Source organism: Pseudomonas sp. UBA6315 (genome assembly GCF_002438125.1).
GTDB lineage: Bacteria > Pseudomonadota > Gammaproteobacteria > Pseudomonadales > Pseudomonadaceae > Aquipseudomonas > Aquipseudomonas faucium.
Genome location: NZ_DJTF01000097.1, coordinates 31,741 through 49,842 on the forward strand (window position 1 = coordinate 31,741; position 18,102 = coordinate 49,842).

The 18,102-nt window shown below is 67.5% G+C and carries 12 protein-coding genes; 4 read left to right on the forward strand and 8 right to left on the reverse strand.

Features of this window, described 5'->3' with window-relative positions; genetic code table 11:
* Positions 1-91: 91 nt before the first annotated feature.
* Genes B3E94_RS12665 through B3E94_RS12675 form a run of 3 tightly spaced genes read right to left on the reverse strand, consistent with a single transcriptional unit; the run spans position 92 to position 5,667 of the window.
* Positions 92-3,223: a CusA/CzcA family heavy metal efflux RND transporter gene (locus B3E94_RS12665; RefSeq protein ID WP_286913762.1), complete on the reverse strand. Its 3,132-nt coding sequence runs from the start codon at positions 3,221-3,223 to the stop codon at positions 92-94.
* Between the two features lie 16 nt (positions 3,224-3,239).
* A complete protein-coding gene (locus B3E94_RS12670; protein ID WP_286913764.1) occupies positions 3,240-4,421 on the reverse strand; it encodes an efflux RND transporter periplasmic adaptor subunit in 1,182 nt (393 codons plus the stop codon).
* On the reverse strand, positions 4,414-5,667 hold the full coding sequence (locus B3E94_RS12675) for a TolC family protein (RefSeq protein ID WP_286913765.1): 1,254 nt from the start codon (positions 5,665-5,667) through the stop codon (positions 4,414-4,416). The genes B3E94_RS12670 and B3E94_RS12675 overlap by 8 nt, the downstream gene beginning before the upstream one ends.
* A gap of 201 nt (positions 5,668-5,868) precedes the next feature.
* Between B3E94_RS12675 and aroQ the strand changes: the two genes are divergently transcribed.
* Positions 5,869-6,318 carry a type II 3-dehydroquinate dehydratase gene (gene aroQ, locus B3E94_RS12680; RefSeq protein ID WP_176514540.1) on the forward strand — a complete coding sequence of 150 codons (450 nt, stop codon included), beginning with the start codon at positions 5,869-5,871 and terminating at the stop codon, positions 6,316-6,318.
* Positions 6,315-7,163: a shikimate dehydrogenase gene (locus B3E94_RS12685; protein WP_286913766.1), complete on the forward strand. Its 849-nt coding sequence runs from the start codon at positions 6,315-6,317 to the stop codon at positions 7,161-7,163. The genes aroQ and B3E94_RS12685 overlap by 4 nt, the downstream gene beginning before the upstream one ends.
* A gap of 113 nt (positions 7,164-7,276) precedes the next feature.
* Here B3E94_RS12685 and B3E94_RS12690 read toward each other — a convergent pair whose 3' ends face one another.
* A complete protein-coding gene (locus B3E94_RS12690) occupies positions 7,277-7,810 on the reverse strand; it encodes a thioredoxin family protein (RefSeq protein ID WP_286913767.1) in 534 nt (177 codons plus the stop codon).
* Positions 7,800-8,075 (reverse strand): DUF2790 domain-containing protein, encoded by a 276-nt coding sequence (locus B3E94_RS12695; protein WP_176514546.1) that lies wholly within the window; start codon positions 8,073-8,075, stop codon positions 7,800-7,802. Before B3E94_RS12695 ends, B3E94_RS12690 begins: the two co-directional genes overlap by 11 nt.
* 218 nt (positions 8,076-8,293) lie before the next feature.
* Here B3E94_RS12695 and B3E94_RS12700 point away from each other — a divergent pair, with 218 nt between their 5' ends.
* Positions 8,294-9,034 (forward strand): response regulator, encoded by a 741-nt coding sequence (locus B3E94_RS12700; RefSeq protein ID WP_176514548.1) that lies wholly within the window; start codon positions 8,294-8,296, stop codon positions 9,032-9,034.
* Complete coding sequence (locus tag B3E94_RS12705; protein ID WP_176514550.1) at positions 9,031-10,323, forward strand: sensor histidine kinase; 1,293 nt, start codon at positions 9,031-9,033, stop codon at positions 10,321-10,323. The genes B3E94_RS12700 and B3E94_RS12705 overlap by 4 nt, the downstream gene beginning before the upstream one ends.
* Before the next feature lie 7 nt (positions 10,324-10,330).
* Here B3E94_RS12705 and B3E94_RS12710 read toward each other — a convergent pair whose 3' ends face one another.
* From B3E94_RS12710 to B3E94_RS12720, 3 genes are all read right to left on the reverse strand, one after another.
* Complete coding sequence (locus B3E94_RS12710; RefSeq protein WP_176514552.1) at positions 10,331-10,891, reverse strand: DUF4174 domain-containing protein; 561 nt, start codon at positions 10,889-10,891, stop codon at positions 10,331-10,333.
* A 186-nt stretch (positions 10,892-11,077) separates the two neighbouring features.
* Positions 11,078-15,466, reverse strand: a complete 4,389-nt coding sequence (locus B3E94_RS12715; RefSeq protein WP_286913768.1) for an NEL-type E3 ubiquitin ligase domain-containing protein — start codon at positions 15,464-15,466, stop codon at positions 11,078-11,080.
* Positions 15,467-15,543: 77 nt separating this feature from the next.
* Entirely contained in the window at positions 15,544-17,904 is a 2,361-nt protein-coding gene (locus B3E94_RS12720) for a DNA polymerase II (protein WP_286913769.1), read from the reverse strand.
* Positions 17,905-18,102 lie beyond the last annotated feature (198 nt).

Consider the following 18,102-nt stretch of genomic DNA (forward strand, 5'->3'; position numbering starts at 1 on the left):
CGGCAAGCCGGCTCCCACCAGGGCCTGAGCACACCACCTTCCCTGTGGGAGCCGGCTTGCCGGCGATTGGGCCGCGCAGCGGCCCCCAGCCTCACTCCTCCTCGCGCCTGTACGCCCACTGGTACAACGCCGGCAACACCAGCAAGGTCAGCGCCGTCGACGACAGGATCCCGCCAATCACCACGGTCGCCAACGGCCGCTGCACCTCGGCCCCGGTCCCGGTCGCCAGGGCCATCGGAATGAACCCAAGCGAGGCCACCAACGCCGTCATCAGCACTGGCCGCAAGCGCGTCAGCGCCCCTTCCTCGACCGCCACCCGCAGGCTGCGGCCTTCCTCGCGCAGGCTGCGAATGAAGGCGATCATCACCAGGCCATTGAGCACCGCCACCCCGGACAAGGCGATGAAGCCGACCCCCGCGGAAATCGACAGCGGGATATCACGCAGCCACAGCGCCAGCACCCCGCCGGTCAAGGCGAAGGGAATGCCGGTGAACACCAAAAGGCCATCCTTGAGGTTGTTGAACATCATCAGCAGCAACGCCATGACCAGCAGCAACGCCACCGGCACCACCACCTGCAGGCGCTCGGCCGCCGACTGCAGCTGCTCGAACTGGCCGCCCCAGCGGGTCCAGTAGCCAGGCGGGATCGCCACCTGCTCGCGCAGGGTCTGCTCGGCCTGCTCGACGAACGAGCCCAGGTCACGCCCACGCACGTTGGCACTGACCACCACCACCCGCTTGCCATCCTCGCGGCTGACCTGGTTCGGCCCCAGTTGCAGGTTCAAGCTGGCCACCTGCGACAGCGGGATGAAACCGATCTGCCCGGCCGATGCGCTCGCCGGCACGGGAATCAGCAGGCTGGACAAGCCCTCGACATCGGTGCGCAGGGCTTCGGGCAGGCGCACCACCATGTCGAAGCGGCGGTCGCCCTGGTACAGCGTGCCGGCCGTGCGGCCACCCACGGCAATGGCGATGGCGTCCTGCACGTCGCCCACGTTCAGGCCGTAGCGGGCGGCCTTGTCGCGGTCGATGTCGATGGTCAGCACCGGCAGGCCGGTGGTCTGCTCGACCTTCACCTCCGAGGCGCCCGGCACTTGCTGCAGGCTGCCGGCAATTTCAGCGGCGGTGCGGTTGAGCACCTCCATGTCGTCGCCGAACAGCTTCACCGCCACGTCGCTGCGCACCCCGGAAATCAGCTCGTTGAAGCGCAGCTGGATCGGTTGCGACAGCTCGTGGTTGCTGCCCGGCACGCTAGCGGCGGCGCGCTGCACTTCGCCAATCAGCGCGTCGCGCGATTTGCCTGGGTCTGGCCACTGCTCCTGGGGCCGCAGCATCACATAGGCGTCGGAAATGTTCGGCGGCATCGGGTCGGAGGCGATTTCCGCCGTGCCGGTGCGGGCGAACACCCGCTGCACTTCCGGCACCTGGCTGATGATCGCCTGCTCCAGGCGCTGCTGCATGTCCACCGACTGCGACAGGCTGGTGCCCGGCACCCGCAGCGCCTGCAGGGCAAAGTCGCCCTCGCTGAGGCTGGGGATGAACTCGCTGCCCATGCGGCTGGCCATCACGCCAGACAACAGCACCAGCGCAGCCGCCCCAGCGAAGGCCAGCTTGCGCCGCCCCAGCACCCAGGCCAGCACCGGTGCATAACGCTGGCGCGCGGTGCGCATCACCACGCCTTCCTCTTCCTTGACCTTGCCGGTGACGAACAGCGCGATGGCGGCCGGCACGAAGGTCACCGAGAGGATCATGGCGCCGAGCAAGGCCATCACCACGGTGAAGGCCATGGGGTGGAACATCTTGCCCTCGACCCCGGTCAGGGCAAAGATCGGCAGGTACACCACCATGATGATCAGCTGGCCGTAGATCAGCGGCCGGCGCGCTTCGCGGGCCGCGGCGAACACCTCGTGGAAGCGCTCGCTGCGCGTCAGCATGCGGCCATGGCGCTGCTGGGCGTGGGCCAGGCGGCGGATGGCGTTCTCGACGATCACCACCGCGCCGTCGACGATGATGCCGAAGTCCAGGGCGCCGAGGCTCATCAGGTTGGCGCTGACCTTGTTGCTGAACATGCCGGTGAAGGTGAACAGCATCGACAGCGGAATGACCATCGCGGTAATCAGCGCCGCACGGATATTGCCCAGGAACAGGAACAGCACGGCGATCACCAGGATCGCGCCTTCGACCAGGTTCTTCTTCACTGTGGCGATGGCTTTTTCGACCAGGTGCGTGCGGTCGTACACGGTCACCGCCACCACCCCTTTGGGCAGGTTGCGGTTGATGTCCTCAAGCTTGGCCGCCACGGCCTGGGATACCGTGCGGCTGTTCTCGCCGATCAGCATGAACACCGTGCCCAGCACCACCTCGCGGCCATTTTCGGTGGCGGCGCCGGAGCGCAGCTCCTGGCCCAGGCCGACCTCGGCGACATGGCTGACGCGAATGGGCGTGCCATCGGCGGTGGAGATGACGATGTTGGCGATGTCCTCGGGCGTGGCCACCTGCCCCGGTGCGCGAATCAGCAACTGCTCGCCGTTGCGCTCGATGTAGCCGGCGCCGACGTTGGCGTTGTTGCGCTCCAGGGCACCGATAAGGTCGTTGAGGGTGAGCTTGTAGGCCGCCAGGCGCTTGGGCTCCGGCGCAATCAGGTACTGCTTGGCGTGGCCGCCGATGCTGTTGACCTCGGCCACCCCGGGCACGTTGCGCAACTGCGGCTTGATGATCCAGTCCTGGATCTCGCGCAGGTCGGTGGGGGTGTACGGCGTGCCGTCGTCCTTGAGCGCGCCCTCCTCGGCCTCCACCGTCCACAGGAAGATTTCACCCAGCCCGGTGGAGATCGGCCCCATGCCCGCCTCGATGCCTTCGGGCAACTGCTCGCGGGCGACCTGCAGGCGCTCGTTGACCAGTTGCCGGGCGAAGAACAGGTCGGTGCCGTCGGCGAAGATCACCGTTACCTGGGACAAACCGGAGCGCGACAGCGAACGGGTCTGCTTGAGCCCCGGCAGGCCGGCCATGGCGGTTTCGATGGCGTAGGTGATGCGCTGCTCGGTTTCCAGCGGCGAGTAGCCCGGCGCTGCGGTGTTGATCTGCACCTGCACGTTGGTGATATCGGGCACCGCGTCGATGGGCAGCTTCTGGTAGCTGTGGATGCCCACGGCGGCCATCAGCAGCACGGCGAGCATCACCACTAGGCGCTGCTCGATGGCGAATTGGATCAGGCGTTCGAACATGCAAGCGTCCCCGCGATCAATGGCTGTGCTCGGCAGAGCCTTTGCCAAGCTCCGATTTGAGGACGAAGCTGCCAGCGGCAGCCACCTGGGTGCCGGCGCTCAGGCCTGCGGTGATTTCCACCTGGCCGGCGTCGCGCCGGCCGGTCTGCACCGGCAGTGCCTCGAAGCCCTCTTCGGTGCGGGCGAACACCACGGTCTGCTCCTCCCAGTTCTGCAGCGCGCTTTGCGGCACCACCACGGCGGCCTCGACCCGCTCGGTGCTGACCGCGATGGTCACGAACAATCCGGGGCGCCAGGCGCCGTCCGGGTTGGCCAGGGTGGCGCGGGCGGTGGCGGCGCGGTTCTGCTCGCCGAGCAGGCTGCCGACGTAGTTGATCTGGCCCTCGACCTGGGCGCCCAGGTCCGGCGCACTGACGCTGACGCTGCGCCCGGTGGTGACCTTGGCCAGGTCGCGCGGGGCGACGGCGAAGGTGGCCCAGACCCGGCTCAAGTCAGACAGGGTGAACGCGTTGCTGGTCTCATCGACCACCTCGCCCACGGTCAGGTGCTTTTCCACCACCACCGCATCGAACGGCGCGCGCAATTCGTAACGGTTGCCGGCACCGGCCGGGCCCACGGCGGCGACTTTCTGCCGGGCGTTGGCCATGGCGATCTCGGCCTCCTGCAGGGCCTGGCGGGCTTGCAGGTAGTCCTGTTCGGCGCTGATGCGCTCCTGCCACAACTGCTGCTCGCGCTGGAACGTCAGGCGCGCCAGCTCCAGGCGGCGCTGGGCCGCCAGCTGCTCGCTGCGCAGGTCGGAAATCTGCTGGCTGGCGATCACCGCCAACACCTGGCCGCGCTTGACCGCCTGGCCCAGGTTGGCCTGCACCGCCTCCACCACCCCGGGCACCCGTGGCACCACATGGGCGGTGTGGTCTTCGTCGAAACGGATCTCGCCGGGGAAGCTGATGGCGCTGCTCATCGGCGCCGGGGCGGCGGCCACCAGCTGGATGCCGGCCGCCTCGATCTGCGCGGCGGACAGGTGCACCTTGCCCTCCTCGTCCTCGTGCGCCTCGGCGCTGGCCTGGCCATGCCCATGGCCGTCTTCGGCGTGCTCATCGTGCTTGGCCTGGCCCAGGTTGCCGGTCCAGGCCAGGCCGCCGAAGCCGAGCACGGCAACGGCAGCCGCCAGGAGGGCGAGCTTGCGGGGGTTATTCATGGTTGCTCCTGCTGATCGTTGTAGTGCTCAAGCTGGCGACATCGCCATAGATGCGCTCGACCTGCGCCCGGGCATCGGTGGCCGCGGCCAGCGCGTCCAGGTACAGGGCGCGTGCATCGATCAACGTGCGCTGGGCATCGAGCACGTCGAGGAAGGCGAACTTGCCCATTTCGAAACCGCGGGTGGCGGTGTCCACCGCCTGCTGCGCCGACGGCAGGATGGTACGGTCGTAGGCCTCTACGTCCTGCAGCGCCGCGCGCCATTGGCTGACGGCGCTGCGGGTTTCACTGCGCAGGCGCAGCTCCACCGCATTACGCAGATCGCGCGCCTGGTCGGCGCGGCGCGCGGCGGCCAGCACGTTGCCCTGGTTGCGGTCGAACAGCGGCAGGGGCATGGACAAGCCGACCACGTTGACCCGCTCGCGGTCTTCGCGGCTGTACTGGCTGCCCAGGCTGACGGTCAGGTTGGGGATGCGCTGGGCCTTTTCCGAGCCGAGCGAGGCGTCGCCACGTTCGATCTGGGCGGCCGCCAGGCGCCATTCGGCGGTCTGTTCGAGGTGTGCGAGCAAGGCTTCGGCGCTGGGGGCGGCGCCGGGCGACAGGCCGGCGGCCTGCACGTGCCCGAAGCTGGCCTGGGGGCTGCCGGTCAACCGCGCCAGGGCCTGGAAGGCCACCGTGCGCTGGCTTTCGGCACGGCGCAGCTCGGCTTGCGCCTGGGCCAGCTGCACCTGGGCTCGGGTGGCCTCCACGGGCGAGGCCTGGCCGGCGCTCACGCGCCCCTGGGCGACTTTCAGGCCGCGCCCGGTCAGGGCCTGGGACTGTTGCGCCAGGTCCACTGCGGTTTGTGCGCGCAGGGCGGCGTGGAAGGCCTGGACCACATCGGCGCGCAAACCATTGCGCTGGCGTTGCAGGTCGAGCTCGGCGATGGCCTGGCCGCTGCTGGCCACGGCAATGCGCGCGCCACGTTTGCCACCGAGCTCCAGCGCCTGGCTGAGGGTGACCGTGGTGGTGCTGGTGTCGCGGCGGGTGTCCTCGACCTCCCAGGACAGCTCCGGGTTGGGGATCAGCCCGGCCTGGCGCCGCTCGCCCTCGGCGATGCCGCGCTCGCGGCCGGCGGCGGCCAGCTCGGGGTTGTTGGCGAACGCGGCGGCGAGCGCGTCGGGCAGGCTCAAGCCTTGCCCGGCCTGGGCGCTGGCGGTGGCCGCGAGCAACAGGCAGAGCACGGCGATCTTGCGGGGGATGGGCACGTCAGGAGTCCTCGTCGGCAAGCGGTGCCGGGGGACTCTAGGGAGGCGTGGTTATCGGGGCGGTGGCGGGGAAATTACAATTTTGTCATCCGCCAGGGCGGCGGGCCGATAATCGCCCACTTCCCCTTTGGCCTCAATTGACGAAACTAACCGGGTGGTACAAAGATAGGTGCATCCAAAAACAACAAAGCGATGTGCGCCATGAAGCCCCTCATTCTTGTGCTAAACGGCCCCAACCTGAACCTCTTGGGCAGCCGCGAACCGACCCAGTACGGCCATGAAACCCTCGCCGACCTTGCCCAGGGCTGCGCCGACACGGCCCAGGCGCAGGGCCTGCAGATCGAGTTTCGCCAGACCAACCACGAAGGCGAGCTGATCGACTGGATCCACGCCGCGCGCGGGCGCTGCGCCGGCATCCTGATCAACCCCGGCGCCTGGACCCACACCTCGGTGGCCATCCGCGATGCGCTGGTGGCCTGTGAACTGCCGGTCATCGAAGTGCACCTGTCCAACGTGCACAAGCGCGAACCCTTCCGCCACCTGTCGTTCGTCTCGTCGATCGCCGTGGGCGTGATCTGCGGCCTCGGCAGCCAGGGCTACCGCATGGCCCTGAGCCACTTCGCCGAACTGCTGGGCGAGCGTGCCGCATGAGCCAGCCCGCCATCCTGGCCGGGCTGATCGGCCGCGGCATCCAGTTGTCGCGCACCCCTGCCCTACATGAGCACGAGGGCGATGCCCAGGCCCTGCGCTACCTGTACCGGCTGATCGATGCCGACCAGCTGCAGCTCGACGACAGCGCCCTGGCGCAGCTGCTCGACGCCGCGCAGCGCACCGGCTTCACCGGGCTGAACATTACCTACCCGTTCAAGCAGGCGATCGTGCCGCTGCTCGATGAGCTGTCGGACGAAGCGCGCGGGATCGGCGCGGTGAATACCGTGGTGCTCAAGGATGGCAAGCGGGTCGGCCACAACACCGATTGCCTGGGCTTTGCCGAAGGCCTGCGCCGCGGCCTGCCGGATGTGCCGCGCCGCCAGGTGGTGCAGCTGGGCGCGGGCGGCGCGGGTTCGGCGGTGGCCCATGCGCTGCTTGGCGAAGGGGTTGAGCGGCTGCTGCTGTTCGAGGTGGACACGGCGCGGGCGCAGGCGCTGGTGGACAACCTCAACCAGCGCTTCGGCGTGGGCCGCGCGGTGCTGGGCAGCGACCTGGAGGCGGAGCTGGCGGTGGCGGATGGGCTGGTGAACACCACCCCGGTGGGCATGGCCAAGTTGCCGGGTACGCCGCTGCCGGTCGAGTGGCTGCATGGGCGGCTGTGGGTGGCGGAGATCATCTATTTCCCGCTGCAGACCGAATTGCTGCGAGCGGCGCGGGCGTTGGGTTGCCGGACCCTGGATGGCAGCCATATGGCGGTGTTCCAGGCGGTGAAGGCGTTCGAGCTGTTCAGTGGACGGCAGGCGGATGCGCGGCGGATGCAGGCGCATTTTGCCAGTTTCACTTGAGCAAGCAGTGGCCCTATCGCCGGCAAGCCGGCTCCCACAGGTAATCCACAATATTCAGGTTTGTGGGGTACCTGTGGGAGCCGGCTTGCCGGCGATAGGGCCAGTACAGGCAATCATCCCTTCTCATCCAGCAAAGCCTGAATCACCTTCTCCTGCCCGCCATAATCCCCTTCACCAAAGTGCACATGCCGCAGCTGCCCCTGGCGATCGACAAAATAATGCGCCGGCCAGAACTGGTTACCCCAGGCATTCCACACCTGATAGTCGTTGTCCACCGCCACCGGGTAGCCGATGCCCAGGCTTGCCACCTTGCGCTTGAGCTGCCCGACATCGTGCTCGTAGTCGTACTCCGGGGTGTGCACGCCCACCACCACCAGCCCCTGGTCGCCGTAGCGCCGGGCCCAGTCGTTCACATGCGGCAGGCTGCGCTGGCAGTTGATGCAGTCCCAGGTCCAGAAATCCACCAGCACCACCTTGCCCTTGAGCGCGGGGGCGTCCAGCGGGGGCGAGTTCAGCCACTGGCTGGCACCGGCCAGCGACGGCATGGGGCCGTAGTCGTCGCGGGCCAGCAACTGGCCGGCCAGGCCAAGGCCGACCAGCGCCAGGGCCACGCCGCCGGCCTTCAACAACCGCCGATCAATTGTCATGGCAACCGGCCGTGGCGTAGCTGCGGTATTCCAGGCTTTCGTGCTGGCCTTTGGAATCGAGGTAGTTCATGCGCGTGTTGACCGGGCCGCAAGCGTTGCTCTGATCATCCTTGACCGACAGCACTTTCTTGATATCCAGGTGCTCACCGTAGTGGTACTGCATGGCGCCGTCCGTGTTCATCGGCTGGCTGGCGGCCTGGGCGCCAAGGGCGGCGAAGGCGAGCACGGCAAACAGGCTGGCACCGGCAAAGGTTTTCACGTTCATGGCATTTCTCCTGGGCATCTTCTTCGGGTGGGGGATGTCGTTCCCCGTCGAGAGTCATTTCACCGCTGCCAGGTATCGCCCATGTGTCGCCTGTGCCGTTGAAGTGCTTCCTGCTGTATCTGTATCAAGGCCAGATACACTGCAATACAAACCCCGGCAGGCAAGCGTGAACACGCTCGGTACACTGCGCCCCATTGCCCTTGCACAGGACCCTTGCGATGGAACATGTCGATCACATCCTGATCGTCGACGACGACCGCGAAATCCGCGAACTGGTCGGCAACTACCTGAAGAAGAACGGCCTGCGCACCAGCATCGTCGCCGACGGCCGGCAGATGCGCGCGTTCCTCGAGGCCAACAGCGTCGACCTGGTGGTGCTCGACATCATGATGCCCGGCGACGACGGCCTGCTGCTGTGCCGCGAGCTGCGCGCCGGCAAGCACCGCAACACGCCGGTGCTGATGCTGACCGCGCGCAACGACGAGACCGACCGCATCATCGGCCTGGAAATGGGCGCCGACGACTACCTGACCAAACCCTTCTCCGCCCGCGAGCTGCTGGCGCGCATCAACGCCGTGCTGCGCCGCACGCGCATGCTGCCGCCCAACCTGACCATCAGCGAAAGCAGCCGCCTCTTGGCCTTCGGCCAATGGCGCCTGGACACCACCGCCCGCCACCTGCTCGACAGCGAAGGGACCCTGGTGGCCCTGAGCGGCGCCGAGTACCGCCTGCTACGGGTGTTTCTCGACCACCCGCAGCGGGTGCTCAGCCGCGAGCAACTGCTGAACCTGACCCAGGGCCGCGAGGCGGACATCTTCGACCGTTCCATCGACCTGTTGGTCAGCCGCCTGCGCCAGCGCCTGGGCGACGACGCCCGAGAGCCTAGCTGCATCAAGACCGTGCGCAGCGAAGGCTACGTGTTCTCGCTGGCGGTGCAGTTGCTCGAGTCGCCGTCATGAAATGGCCTCGCACCCTGGCCTCGCGCCTGGCGCTGATCTTCATCACCGGGCTGGTGCTGGCCTATGGGCTGTCCTTCAGCCTGCAGGCCTACGAGCGCTACATCAGCAGCCAGTCGATGATGCTCAGCCACCTGGAACAGGATGTGACCACCTCGCTGGCCATCTTCGAACGCCTGCCCGCCGCCGAACGCCCCGCCTGGCTGTCGCGCCTGGAGCGCCACAGCTACCGCTACCGCCTGGACGGCGGCCTGCCAGGCCAGCCGATGCCGAGCAGCGACCCGCCGGAGGCCGCAGAATCGATCGCCAAGGCCCTGGGCGGCCAGTATGCCCTGACGTTCCAGGACATCCCGGGCCCCGCCGCGCATTTCCAGGTGCACCTGCGCCTTCACGATGGCGCGCCGCTGACCATCGATGTAACGCCAACGCCGGTGCCGGTGGCGCGCTGGCTGCCGCTGGTGCTGCTGATCCAGCTGGCCGTGCTGCTGTTCTGCACCTGGCTGGCGGTGCGCCTGGCCACCGGCCCGCTGACCCGCCTGGTGCAGGCGCTGGACACCCTCGACCCGGACAAGCCCAGCGCCCGCCTGGATGAAAGCGGCCCGCGCGAGGTGAAATATGCCGCGGTTGCCTTCAATGCCCTGCAGGCGCGCATCGCCGCCTACCTCAAGGAGCGCATGCAGCTGCTGGCCGCCATTTCCCACGACCTGCAAACCCCGATCACCCGCATGAAGCTGCGCGTCGAGGTGATGGATGAAGGGGTCGAGAAAGAAAAGCTGTGGCATGACCTGGATGCCATGGAGCACCTGGTGCGCGAGGGCGTGGCCTACGCCCGCAGCATGGACATCAACACCGAACCTGCCTGCCGCATCAACCTCGACGCCTTCCTCGACAGCCTGGTGTTCGACTACCAGGACAGCGGCGCCCAGGTCGAGCGCCATGGCAGCACCGGCAGCCTGCTGGAAACCCGCCCGCACGCCCTGCGCCGGGTGTTGGTCAACCTGGTGGACAATGCCTTGAAGTTCGCCGGCAAGGCGCAACTGGAAGTGAGCCGTGAACACGGCTGCACGGTGATCCGGGTGCTCGACGACGGCCCGGGGATACCCGGCGACGAGCTCGATGAAGTGCTCAAGCCCTTCTACCGCGTGGAAAGCTCACGCAACCGCAGCACCGGTGGCACCGGGCTGGGGTTGGCGATTGCGCAGCAGCTCACCCAGGCCATGGGTGGCCGCCTGACCTTGAGCAATCGCCCGCATGGCGGGCTGTGTGCACAGGTCGAACTGGCGGCGCGCTAGAGGGGGATCAATCGTCCAGCGGCTTGGGGGGCGCCGCGGGTTTGGCAGGTTTTGCAGGCTTGCCGGGCTTGCTCTCCTTGGGCGCCGGCTCGCTGCTGGCGGCCACCGGTTCCGGGGCGGCCATCGCCTTCTCGGTCGCCGGCAACTCATCGACCGCCTTGAAGATCACCTGCGGGTCGATCTTCTCGCCGGTGTCGTCATCCTTGAGCATGTGCCGCTCGCCGTCCTTGCCCACCAGAATCACCTTGGTGCCCTTGCTGGCACCGAGTTTCAGCTCGCGGATCAGGGCCATGGTGGTCTGCTGTTCGAGGTTCTTGTCCTCGCGCTTGCCCATCATGTTGGCCACGCTGTACATCACCAGCCCGCGCTCCTTGAAGGCCGCCTGGGTGGCCGGGTCCTTGAGGGCTTCGTTCAGGCCGCGCAGGGTGGGGTCGGCGCTGCTGGGGGCGATGACCACCAGCGGCCTGGCCTTGCCCAGCTCCTTGGCCAGTGGTGCATCACTGTCGGCGGCGTACAAGGGGCCAGCGACGACAAGCATGGTGGCGAGGGTCAGTGACCGGACGAGCATGCGTATCTCCTTATTCTCTCGATAAACCAAAGACTACAGATCATGGAGAAAGATCCGACGCAGGAGCCTAAACCAGTTGCCTGGGGCGTGCGCGGCACAAAAGTAACTTCCGATTACCATGAACGGGCCGTGACATCTCCGGAAACATCACAGCCCTGTTAGAGCATAGTTCAAAGCCGCCAGAGGTCAGCCATCGCTCAACGTCACGGTGCGCACCCGGCCCAGGGCCTCTCGGGTCAGCTGCAGCATCACCTGGTGTTCGCGTTGCTGGTTGCGGATGTGCAACTGGGCAATTTCAGCCTCCCGGTCACCCAGCGCCATCAGCCGCTCCAATTCGTCGTGGAACACCTGAGGCACCTTCAGGCGCGAGGCGAAATGGGCGCTCAGGTAATCCTTCCAGAACGGCTGGCGCGCCAGAAATTGCGCCAGGCTTTCGCTGGACTGCGCCGCGACCACAATTCGCTCGGCACGGCGCACGTCACGCACGCCAAGCGCAGGGATGCCGGCGTAGAGCATGTCATCCTGGCGGATCGGCAGGTCGAGCCGCGCCCGCAAGGCGATGCGATAGGCCAGCGCAAACTCGATCGACTCACTGCTCGCCCCCGCCCTGAGCGCATGCTCGGCCGCCACCTGGTCGAGCACATGCATGCGCCACAAGCGCCCACCCAGGCGCAGCAGCGCGCGTTCCGGCTGCTGCGCCAGCTCGCCATGGCGTGCCCGCCAGACCTGCACGCGCACCTCAAGGTCGGTGAAGCGAACGGTGGCGTTGTCCTGGCAATCGGTCACGGCCGCGTTCTGCAACAGCTCGCGCTTGAGCGCATCGTCCGCGACCATCGCCTCGAACATGTCGAGCAGGCGGGCGGCGAAGTGCCTGGCCAGCGGGTAGGACTTGAAATTGCCCGACGATGTGAGCGCCGCCAAGGTGGTGAAAAAGTCCGCCGCGCCCTGCTCGCCTTCCAGTTGCGTCCACAGCGCCGCCAGGGTGTCGCGCTTGCCGTCCGGCGCGACATCCAGCCAGCGCAGGCGATACGGCACGCGGCTTTCTTCCAGCCAGTGCCAGGTGGTCAGTGTGTCTGGGGCGGCGGCGAACAGATTGCCCCCCAGGCTCACCCGCCCGACGCGCCACAGCAGCGAGTCATGAAAGCGCTCGGGCAGCTCGTCCAGGTAGTTGTCGCTCAGGTCGAGGGTGAGCAGCTCGGCGCTGTCCATTACCCCATAAGGAAAGCGTTCGAGCCTGGCCCCTTGCAGGTACAGGGCATTGAGCCTGGGCATGCCGTAGATCGAGAAGGCTCTGCCCAGTGGGTTGGCAGACAGGTTGAGATAGACCAGCGAGCTGCAGCCGGCCAGCACCAGGGCTTGCCCTTCGTCGAGGACGATCTGGTTATCGGAAAGGTCGAGCACCTCCAGTTGCTGGGCCAGCGCTTGGCTCAAAGGCAGGCGCCGCAGCCGGCAATGGGTGATTTCCAGGTTGCGCAGGTTGGGGAAGGCACGCAGGAACTCATCCGGGAGCGTTTCCAGGCGCATGGCCCGCAGCGCGATGATCGAGACATGCGGGAAGCTGACCGATTCGGGCAGGCTGGGCAGATGCTGGATGCGCCCACCCACATGGCTGAGGATGCACGGCAAGGGCTCCCCCGCCTCGCCGCCCGCATCCGGCAACAGCCAGCGCCAGCAGTCGAGCAGTTCCTTGCGCAGTTGGCGGCGGGCCAGCAGCTCGAACGAGGGGAAGGCATTGCGCACCCATTGGTTCAACTGATTGTGCAACTCGCTGTACTGCTGCTCCAGGGCCTCCAGGCGCGCCGGCGCATCGTCCCGCTCCAGCCAGCGGCCCAACTGCTCGTCGCTGAACGCCGGGTAAAGATCGCGCAGCCGGGCCTGCAGCGCCCTTGGCGCGCGCCCGCGCAGGGCGGCCCAGAAGCGCCCGCCGCTCAGCGGGTAGCCGACCCTGCCATCGTCGAAGCGCTGGGGCGCGAGGAACGAGCGGTTGGGGCGATTCAGGCCCAGCCAGCCCTCGACGCTGTCGCGCATGCCGGTGGCCTGCGCCCACAGGTGCGCCCGCAGGGCCTCGGCAAAAGGCTCGCCCAGGTCGGTGCGCGCACGCTGCTCGGGGGTGTAGGCCTGGGCCAGCACGCCGAACAGATCCCCCGCTTCACCAACGCCACGCAGGCTGAACACGCCGTGCCGATGGATAAGGTCGAACACCCCGCCACCGCCTTCGGTGGCCAGCAACGGCTGACCGGCATCGGCGTCGAACAGCCGCCAGCCCGGCCCGCCGGCGGCGCCAGGCAAGCGGGCGAGCAGGTGCAGCACCACCCGCGCCAGGTCGAGGTTCTGCGGCGTATCGAACGCCAGCGCCTCGTACACCCGCGCCAGGCGGATGCCCATGACTTGGGCCCTGGCCGCCTGGGCCATGAGCAGCGGCACCTGTTGGCTCTTGAGCAAAGCTTCACGCTCGTCTTCGCTGGCCGCGCGCAGCACTTGGTCGGCGGCCAGTTGGTGCAGGCTGGCGAAGTCCCGGCGCAACAGGCGGCTCGCCTCGCTGCCCGGCAACTGCTCGTCATAGCGTTGCTGCAGCAGCGTGCGCCGCTGCGCCCAGACCACCTCGGCAAGCGCTTGGTCATCTTCCCCGGCCGCCCCGTCCAGGGCTCGGGCTTGTGCCAGCAGCGCCGTGTCGGCAACAGCCTGGCCGGTGCGCAATTGCTCGCCCAAGGTGTGGATGCGGCTGGCCAGCAACACGCGGCTGACGGTGTCGGCAACGCCCGCTTCGGCGCGCTGGCCATACACATGCCACGCCCGCAGATGATCGGCCTGCAGGCCATGGATGGCCATGACCTGATCGATCTGCGCGTCATCCAGGTCGCTGTAGGGCCTGCCCAGGCGGCGGAACATCGTGTGCAGGTCGTCCCACTGCGCGGGCTGCTCGTGCCATAGCCGCCACGCCCCTGCGCCGTTGTCGCGCAGCTGCGGCGCGTGCCCGCGGTAGGTGTCCAGTTGCCAGGGCTGGTCGTCGGCGGCCTGGCGAACCCGGTACCAGTCACCTTGCATCTGCACCCAGCACTGCTCGCCCTGCCGGCAGATGCCCTGCTCGTCCCACGTTGCGTCGGCGGCTGGGCCTTCGCTGCGGTAGGGCTGCAGGTCACCGTTCCAGAGCTTCTCGCTGCCGTCCTCCAGCTGCGCCGTGACCAGGTTGTCCACCGGGCTCCAGGCGCGCCGAGCCAGGGTGACGGTGCCTGCGGTCGCGCCGATCAAGGCCAGGCTTTTGCCGACCACAAGCAAGTGCTCCAGCGCTGCATCGCGGGCGTCGTCATGCCAGTCGGCGATCGCCTGGTAGGTTTCTTCCAGCAGCTCATAGGCCATCACCGCCGCCAGCACGGCGCCCACCGCAGGCACGTACAAGCCTGCGATGCCAAGCACGGTCCAGCCCTCGGCCTGCAGGCGCTTGTCGTGTTGCGCCTGGGCCTGGCGGTCCAGCTGCGCCACGGGCGGGGCGATCATCGCGCAGTCGTCCTTGATCTGTGCGACCCAGGCGTCGGCCAGGTGCTCGAACAGTGGCAGCGGGTAGAGGGTGGTGCGTTCATCGAGGTCGCGGGTGGCCCAGTCGGTGACGTCATCGAGCCGCTCGCTGATCGCCGAAAACACTTGCTGGGCGTCACGCCTGTGCACGAAGCGGCTGAAGAAACGCCGGTAGTGCGGGTCGCGCAGGCGCATGCCGAGCACGCGGCGCACGTAGCTGTCCAGATCATCGCGCGCACTCCAGGGGCCTTGCGGGTCGCCCGGGACATACACCAGCACGCGCTTGATGCCGTTGTAGAACACGCCGGTGTCGATCGCCTGCAGCACCACGATGCGCTGCAACGGGCAGCCGAACAGCTGCAGTTGCCGCGCCTGCACCGGGTCGCCTTCAAGCCAGCCCGGCCGGCCGTCGCGGCACAGGCCTGCCACCAGGTGCAGCTCGGCCTCGCTCAGCACCCCTTCGGCCTTGGCCTGCACGGCGTCGGCCAGCATGCTGTAGCGCTGCAACGCAACCAGCGCCGCCTTGACGCCCGGCGCAAGCAAGGTGGCGTCCAGGTGCTGCTGATAGCGTTGCCCCAGGTCCAGCTCGCGGCACAGGCTGGCGAAGGCCCGCGCGGTGAGGCTTTGCTGGCCGCCCTGGGTGTCGAGCACGGCGTTCTGCCGGGGTTGCTCGGTGCATTCGTCTTCGCTGAAGTTGTAGAGCGCGGCCTCCAGCAAGGGCTGCTCGTAGGTGTCGCTGTCTTGCACCGGCAGACGCCCTGCCAGGTAGCTGACGCTGTTGGAAGTGAAGGTGTACCAGCGGCGAAACTGCAAGGCTTCGACCCGGTAGCTACCCAGGCGGTCGAGCGCCTGCTGCAACAAGGGCCTGCAGAAATCGTCGAGGTGGCGCACCTGTGCAAAGCCTGCCGCAAGCGTTTCGCGGCAGGCCAGGAGGTGGCGCAAGGCATCGGCCAGCAGCGCGTGTTCGGCCTCGTCGAGCTGGGCCATCCAGCTCGGCAGGCGCTTGGCGATCAACTGGTCCTGATAGGTTTGCGCGACGGCGAGGGTATCGGTGTCTTGCATGGCTAGCTCCTGTGTGCGGGTCGGCACGAGGCTAGGCAATGCAAGGCAACGCCAGAGGCTAGCTATCTAGCCCCCGCTCAAAACAGCAGCAGCTGGCGGTCGGTAAGGCGGCTGAAGTCATCGTTGACGAAGGGCAGAATCGCATCGGCCACCGGCTGCAGCTGGCGGCTCAGGTAGTGCTGGTAGTCGATCTGCGCCTGCAGGTTCTCCAGCGGCTGCGGGCCGGCCGTGGTCATCAGGTAGCTGATCCAGCCGCCGCGCTGGTACTGCAGCGGGCGGCCCAGGCGCTGGTTGTAGTCATCGGCCAGGCGCGCGGCGCGCACGTGCGGCGGCACATTGCGCTGGTAGTCGGCCAGTGGCCGGCGCAGGCGCTTGCGGTACACCAGCAGCTCGTCCTGCTCGCCGGCCAGGGTGCGGCGCACGAACTCGCGCAGATAATCGCGGTAGGGCTCGCCACGGAACACCCGGCCATACAGCTCCTGCTGGAACTGGCGGGCCAGCGGCGACCAGTCGGTGCGCACCGATTCCAGGCCTTTGTAGACCATCTCCTGGCTGCCATCGGCCCGTTGCACCAGGCCGGCGTAGCGTTTCTTGCTGCCCTCTTCGGTGCCGCGGATGGTCGGCATCAGAAAGCGCCGGTAATGCACTTCGTACTGCAACTCCAGCGCGCTTTGCAGGCCCATGCTGTCGTGCAGGTGCTGACGCCACCACTGGTTGACCTCGGCCACCAGCGCGCGGCCGATGCGTGCGGCGGCCTCCTCGTCATGGGCGCCTTTGAGCCAGACGAAAGTGGAGTCGGTATCGCCGTAGATCACATCGAAGCCGCGCGCTTCGATCAGCGCCCGGGTCTGGCGCATGATCTGGTGCCCGCGCAGGGTGATCGACGACGCCAGGCGCGGGTCGAAGAAGCGGCAGCCACTGGAGCCAAGCACGCCGTAGAAGGCGTTCATGATGATTTTCAGCGCCTGCGACAAGGCCGCGTTGCCATCACGCTTGGCCGCCTCGCGGCCCTGCCACACGCGCTCGACGATGGCCGGCAGGCAATGCTGGGTGCGCGAGAAGCGCCCGCCCCTGAAGCCTTCGACCGAGTGTTCGTCATCCGGCTGGCGCAGGCCTTCGACCAGGCCCACCGGGTCGATCAGGAAGGTGCGGATGATCGATGGGTACAGGCTCTTGTAGTCCAGCACCAGCACCGAGTCGTACAAGCCGGGGCGCGAGTCCATGACGAAACCGCCGGGGCTGGCTTCGTCGGGGCGGCTGCCCAGGTTGGGGGCAACGAAGCCCATGCGGTGCATGTGCGGGATGTACAGGTGGCAGAACGCTGCCACCGAACCGCCGCTGCGGTCCACGGCCAGGCCGGTGACGGCGGCGCGTTCGAGCAGAAATTCCAGCAGCCGGGTGTGGGCGAAGATGCGTGTGACCAGTTCGCAGTCCTTGAGGTTGTAGCGTGCCAGGGCGGGCTTGTCCTCGGCGAACATGCGGTTGATCTCGTCCATGCGCTGGTAGGGCGTGTCGATGGCCTTGCCTTCGCCGAGCAGGGTCTGGGCGACGCTTTCGAGGCTGAACGAGGGGAAGCTCCAGGTGGCCGAGCGCAGCGCTTCGATGCCGTCGATCAGCAAGCGCCCGGGCGCATCGGCGAACACATGGCCGCCATTGGCGTGGGTGCGCAGGGTCATGGGCTCGCCGCCGCGGCCCAGGGCCAGGGGCACCTGCAGTTGCCGGGCGTGTTCATGGAGCAGGCGCAGGTCGAACTGCACGAGGTTCCAGCCGATGATCGCGTCGGGGTCGTGCTGGGCGAGCCATTGGTTGAGGCAGGTCAGAAGGGCTGCGCGGTCGGCGCAGTAGTGCAGGCCGAAGTCGAGGCTGTCGACGGCGCCGTTGGCCGGGCCGAGCATGTATACCTGGCGTTGCCCGCAGCCTTCCAGGGCGATGCTGTAGAGCTCGCCGCGTTCGCTGGTTTCGATGTCCAGCGACACCAGGCGCAGGGGTGGTCGGTAGTGGCTGGCGGGTTTGAGCTGGGCATCGCAGAGCACGCCGTGGGCGTCGGGTTTGCCGGTGAACTGCACGGCGGCGGTGATGAAACGCTCCATGAGGTAGCGTTCGGGGGGGCGGATGTCGGCTTCGAAGACGTCGATGCCGGCGTTGCGCAGGCGTTGTTCGAGTTGCATGAGCTGGCGGTGCTGGCGGGTGTAGAGGCCGAGCATGGGGCGCTGGTCGAAGTCGCGCAGGCGCAGGGGCTTGAGCTGGCTGCCGGGCTCGTTGGCGAGCAGCAGGCGGGCGTGCTCGGCCTGGGCCTGGGGCAGGAAGGCGACGGACTCCTGGGGGGCCAGGCGCACGCGTTGCGGGCCTTGGTCGGTGGCCAGCCAGAACTCCACGCAGGTGCCTTCGGGCGTGTCGTGCCAGTGGCGGGTCAGGACGAAGCCCTGCTGCAATTCCACGGTTACCTCAAGTCATCATTTCGCAATTGAACAGATTCTACCGCCCCACCCCCTTTTTAGCTTTGGCTTTAACGCTTGCTTCGCTTTTGCTCTGCTGCTCTTGCTCTTGCTCTTGCTCTTGCTCTGCTTTTGCTCTGCTTTTGCTTTTCATGCGCGCAAGTCCAGGCGCCACAGATTGCGACTTCAGGAGGCCGAGCG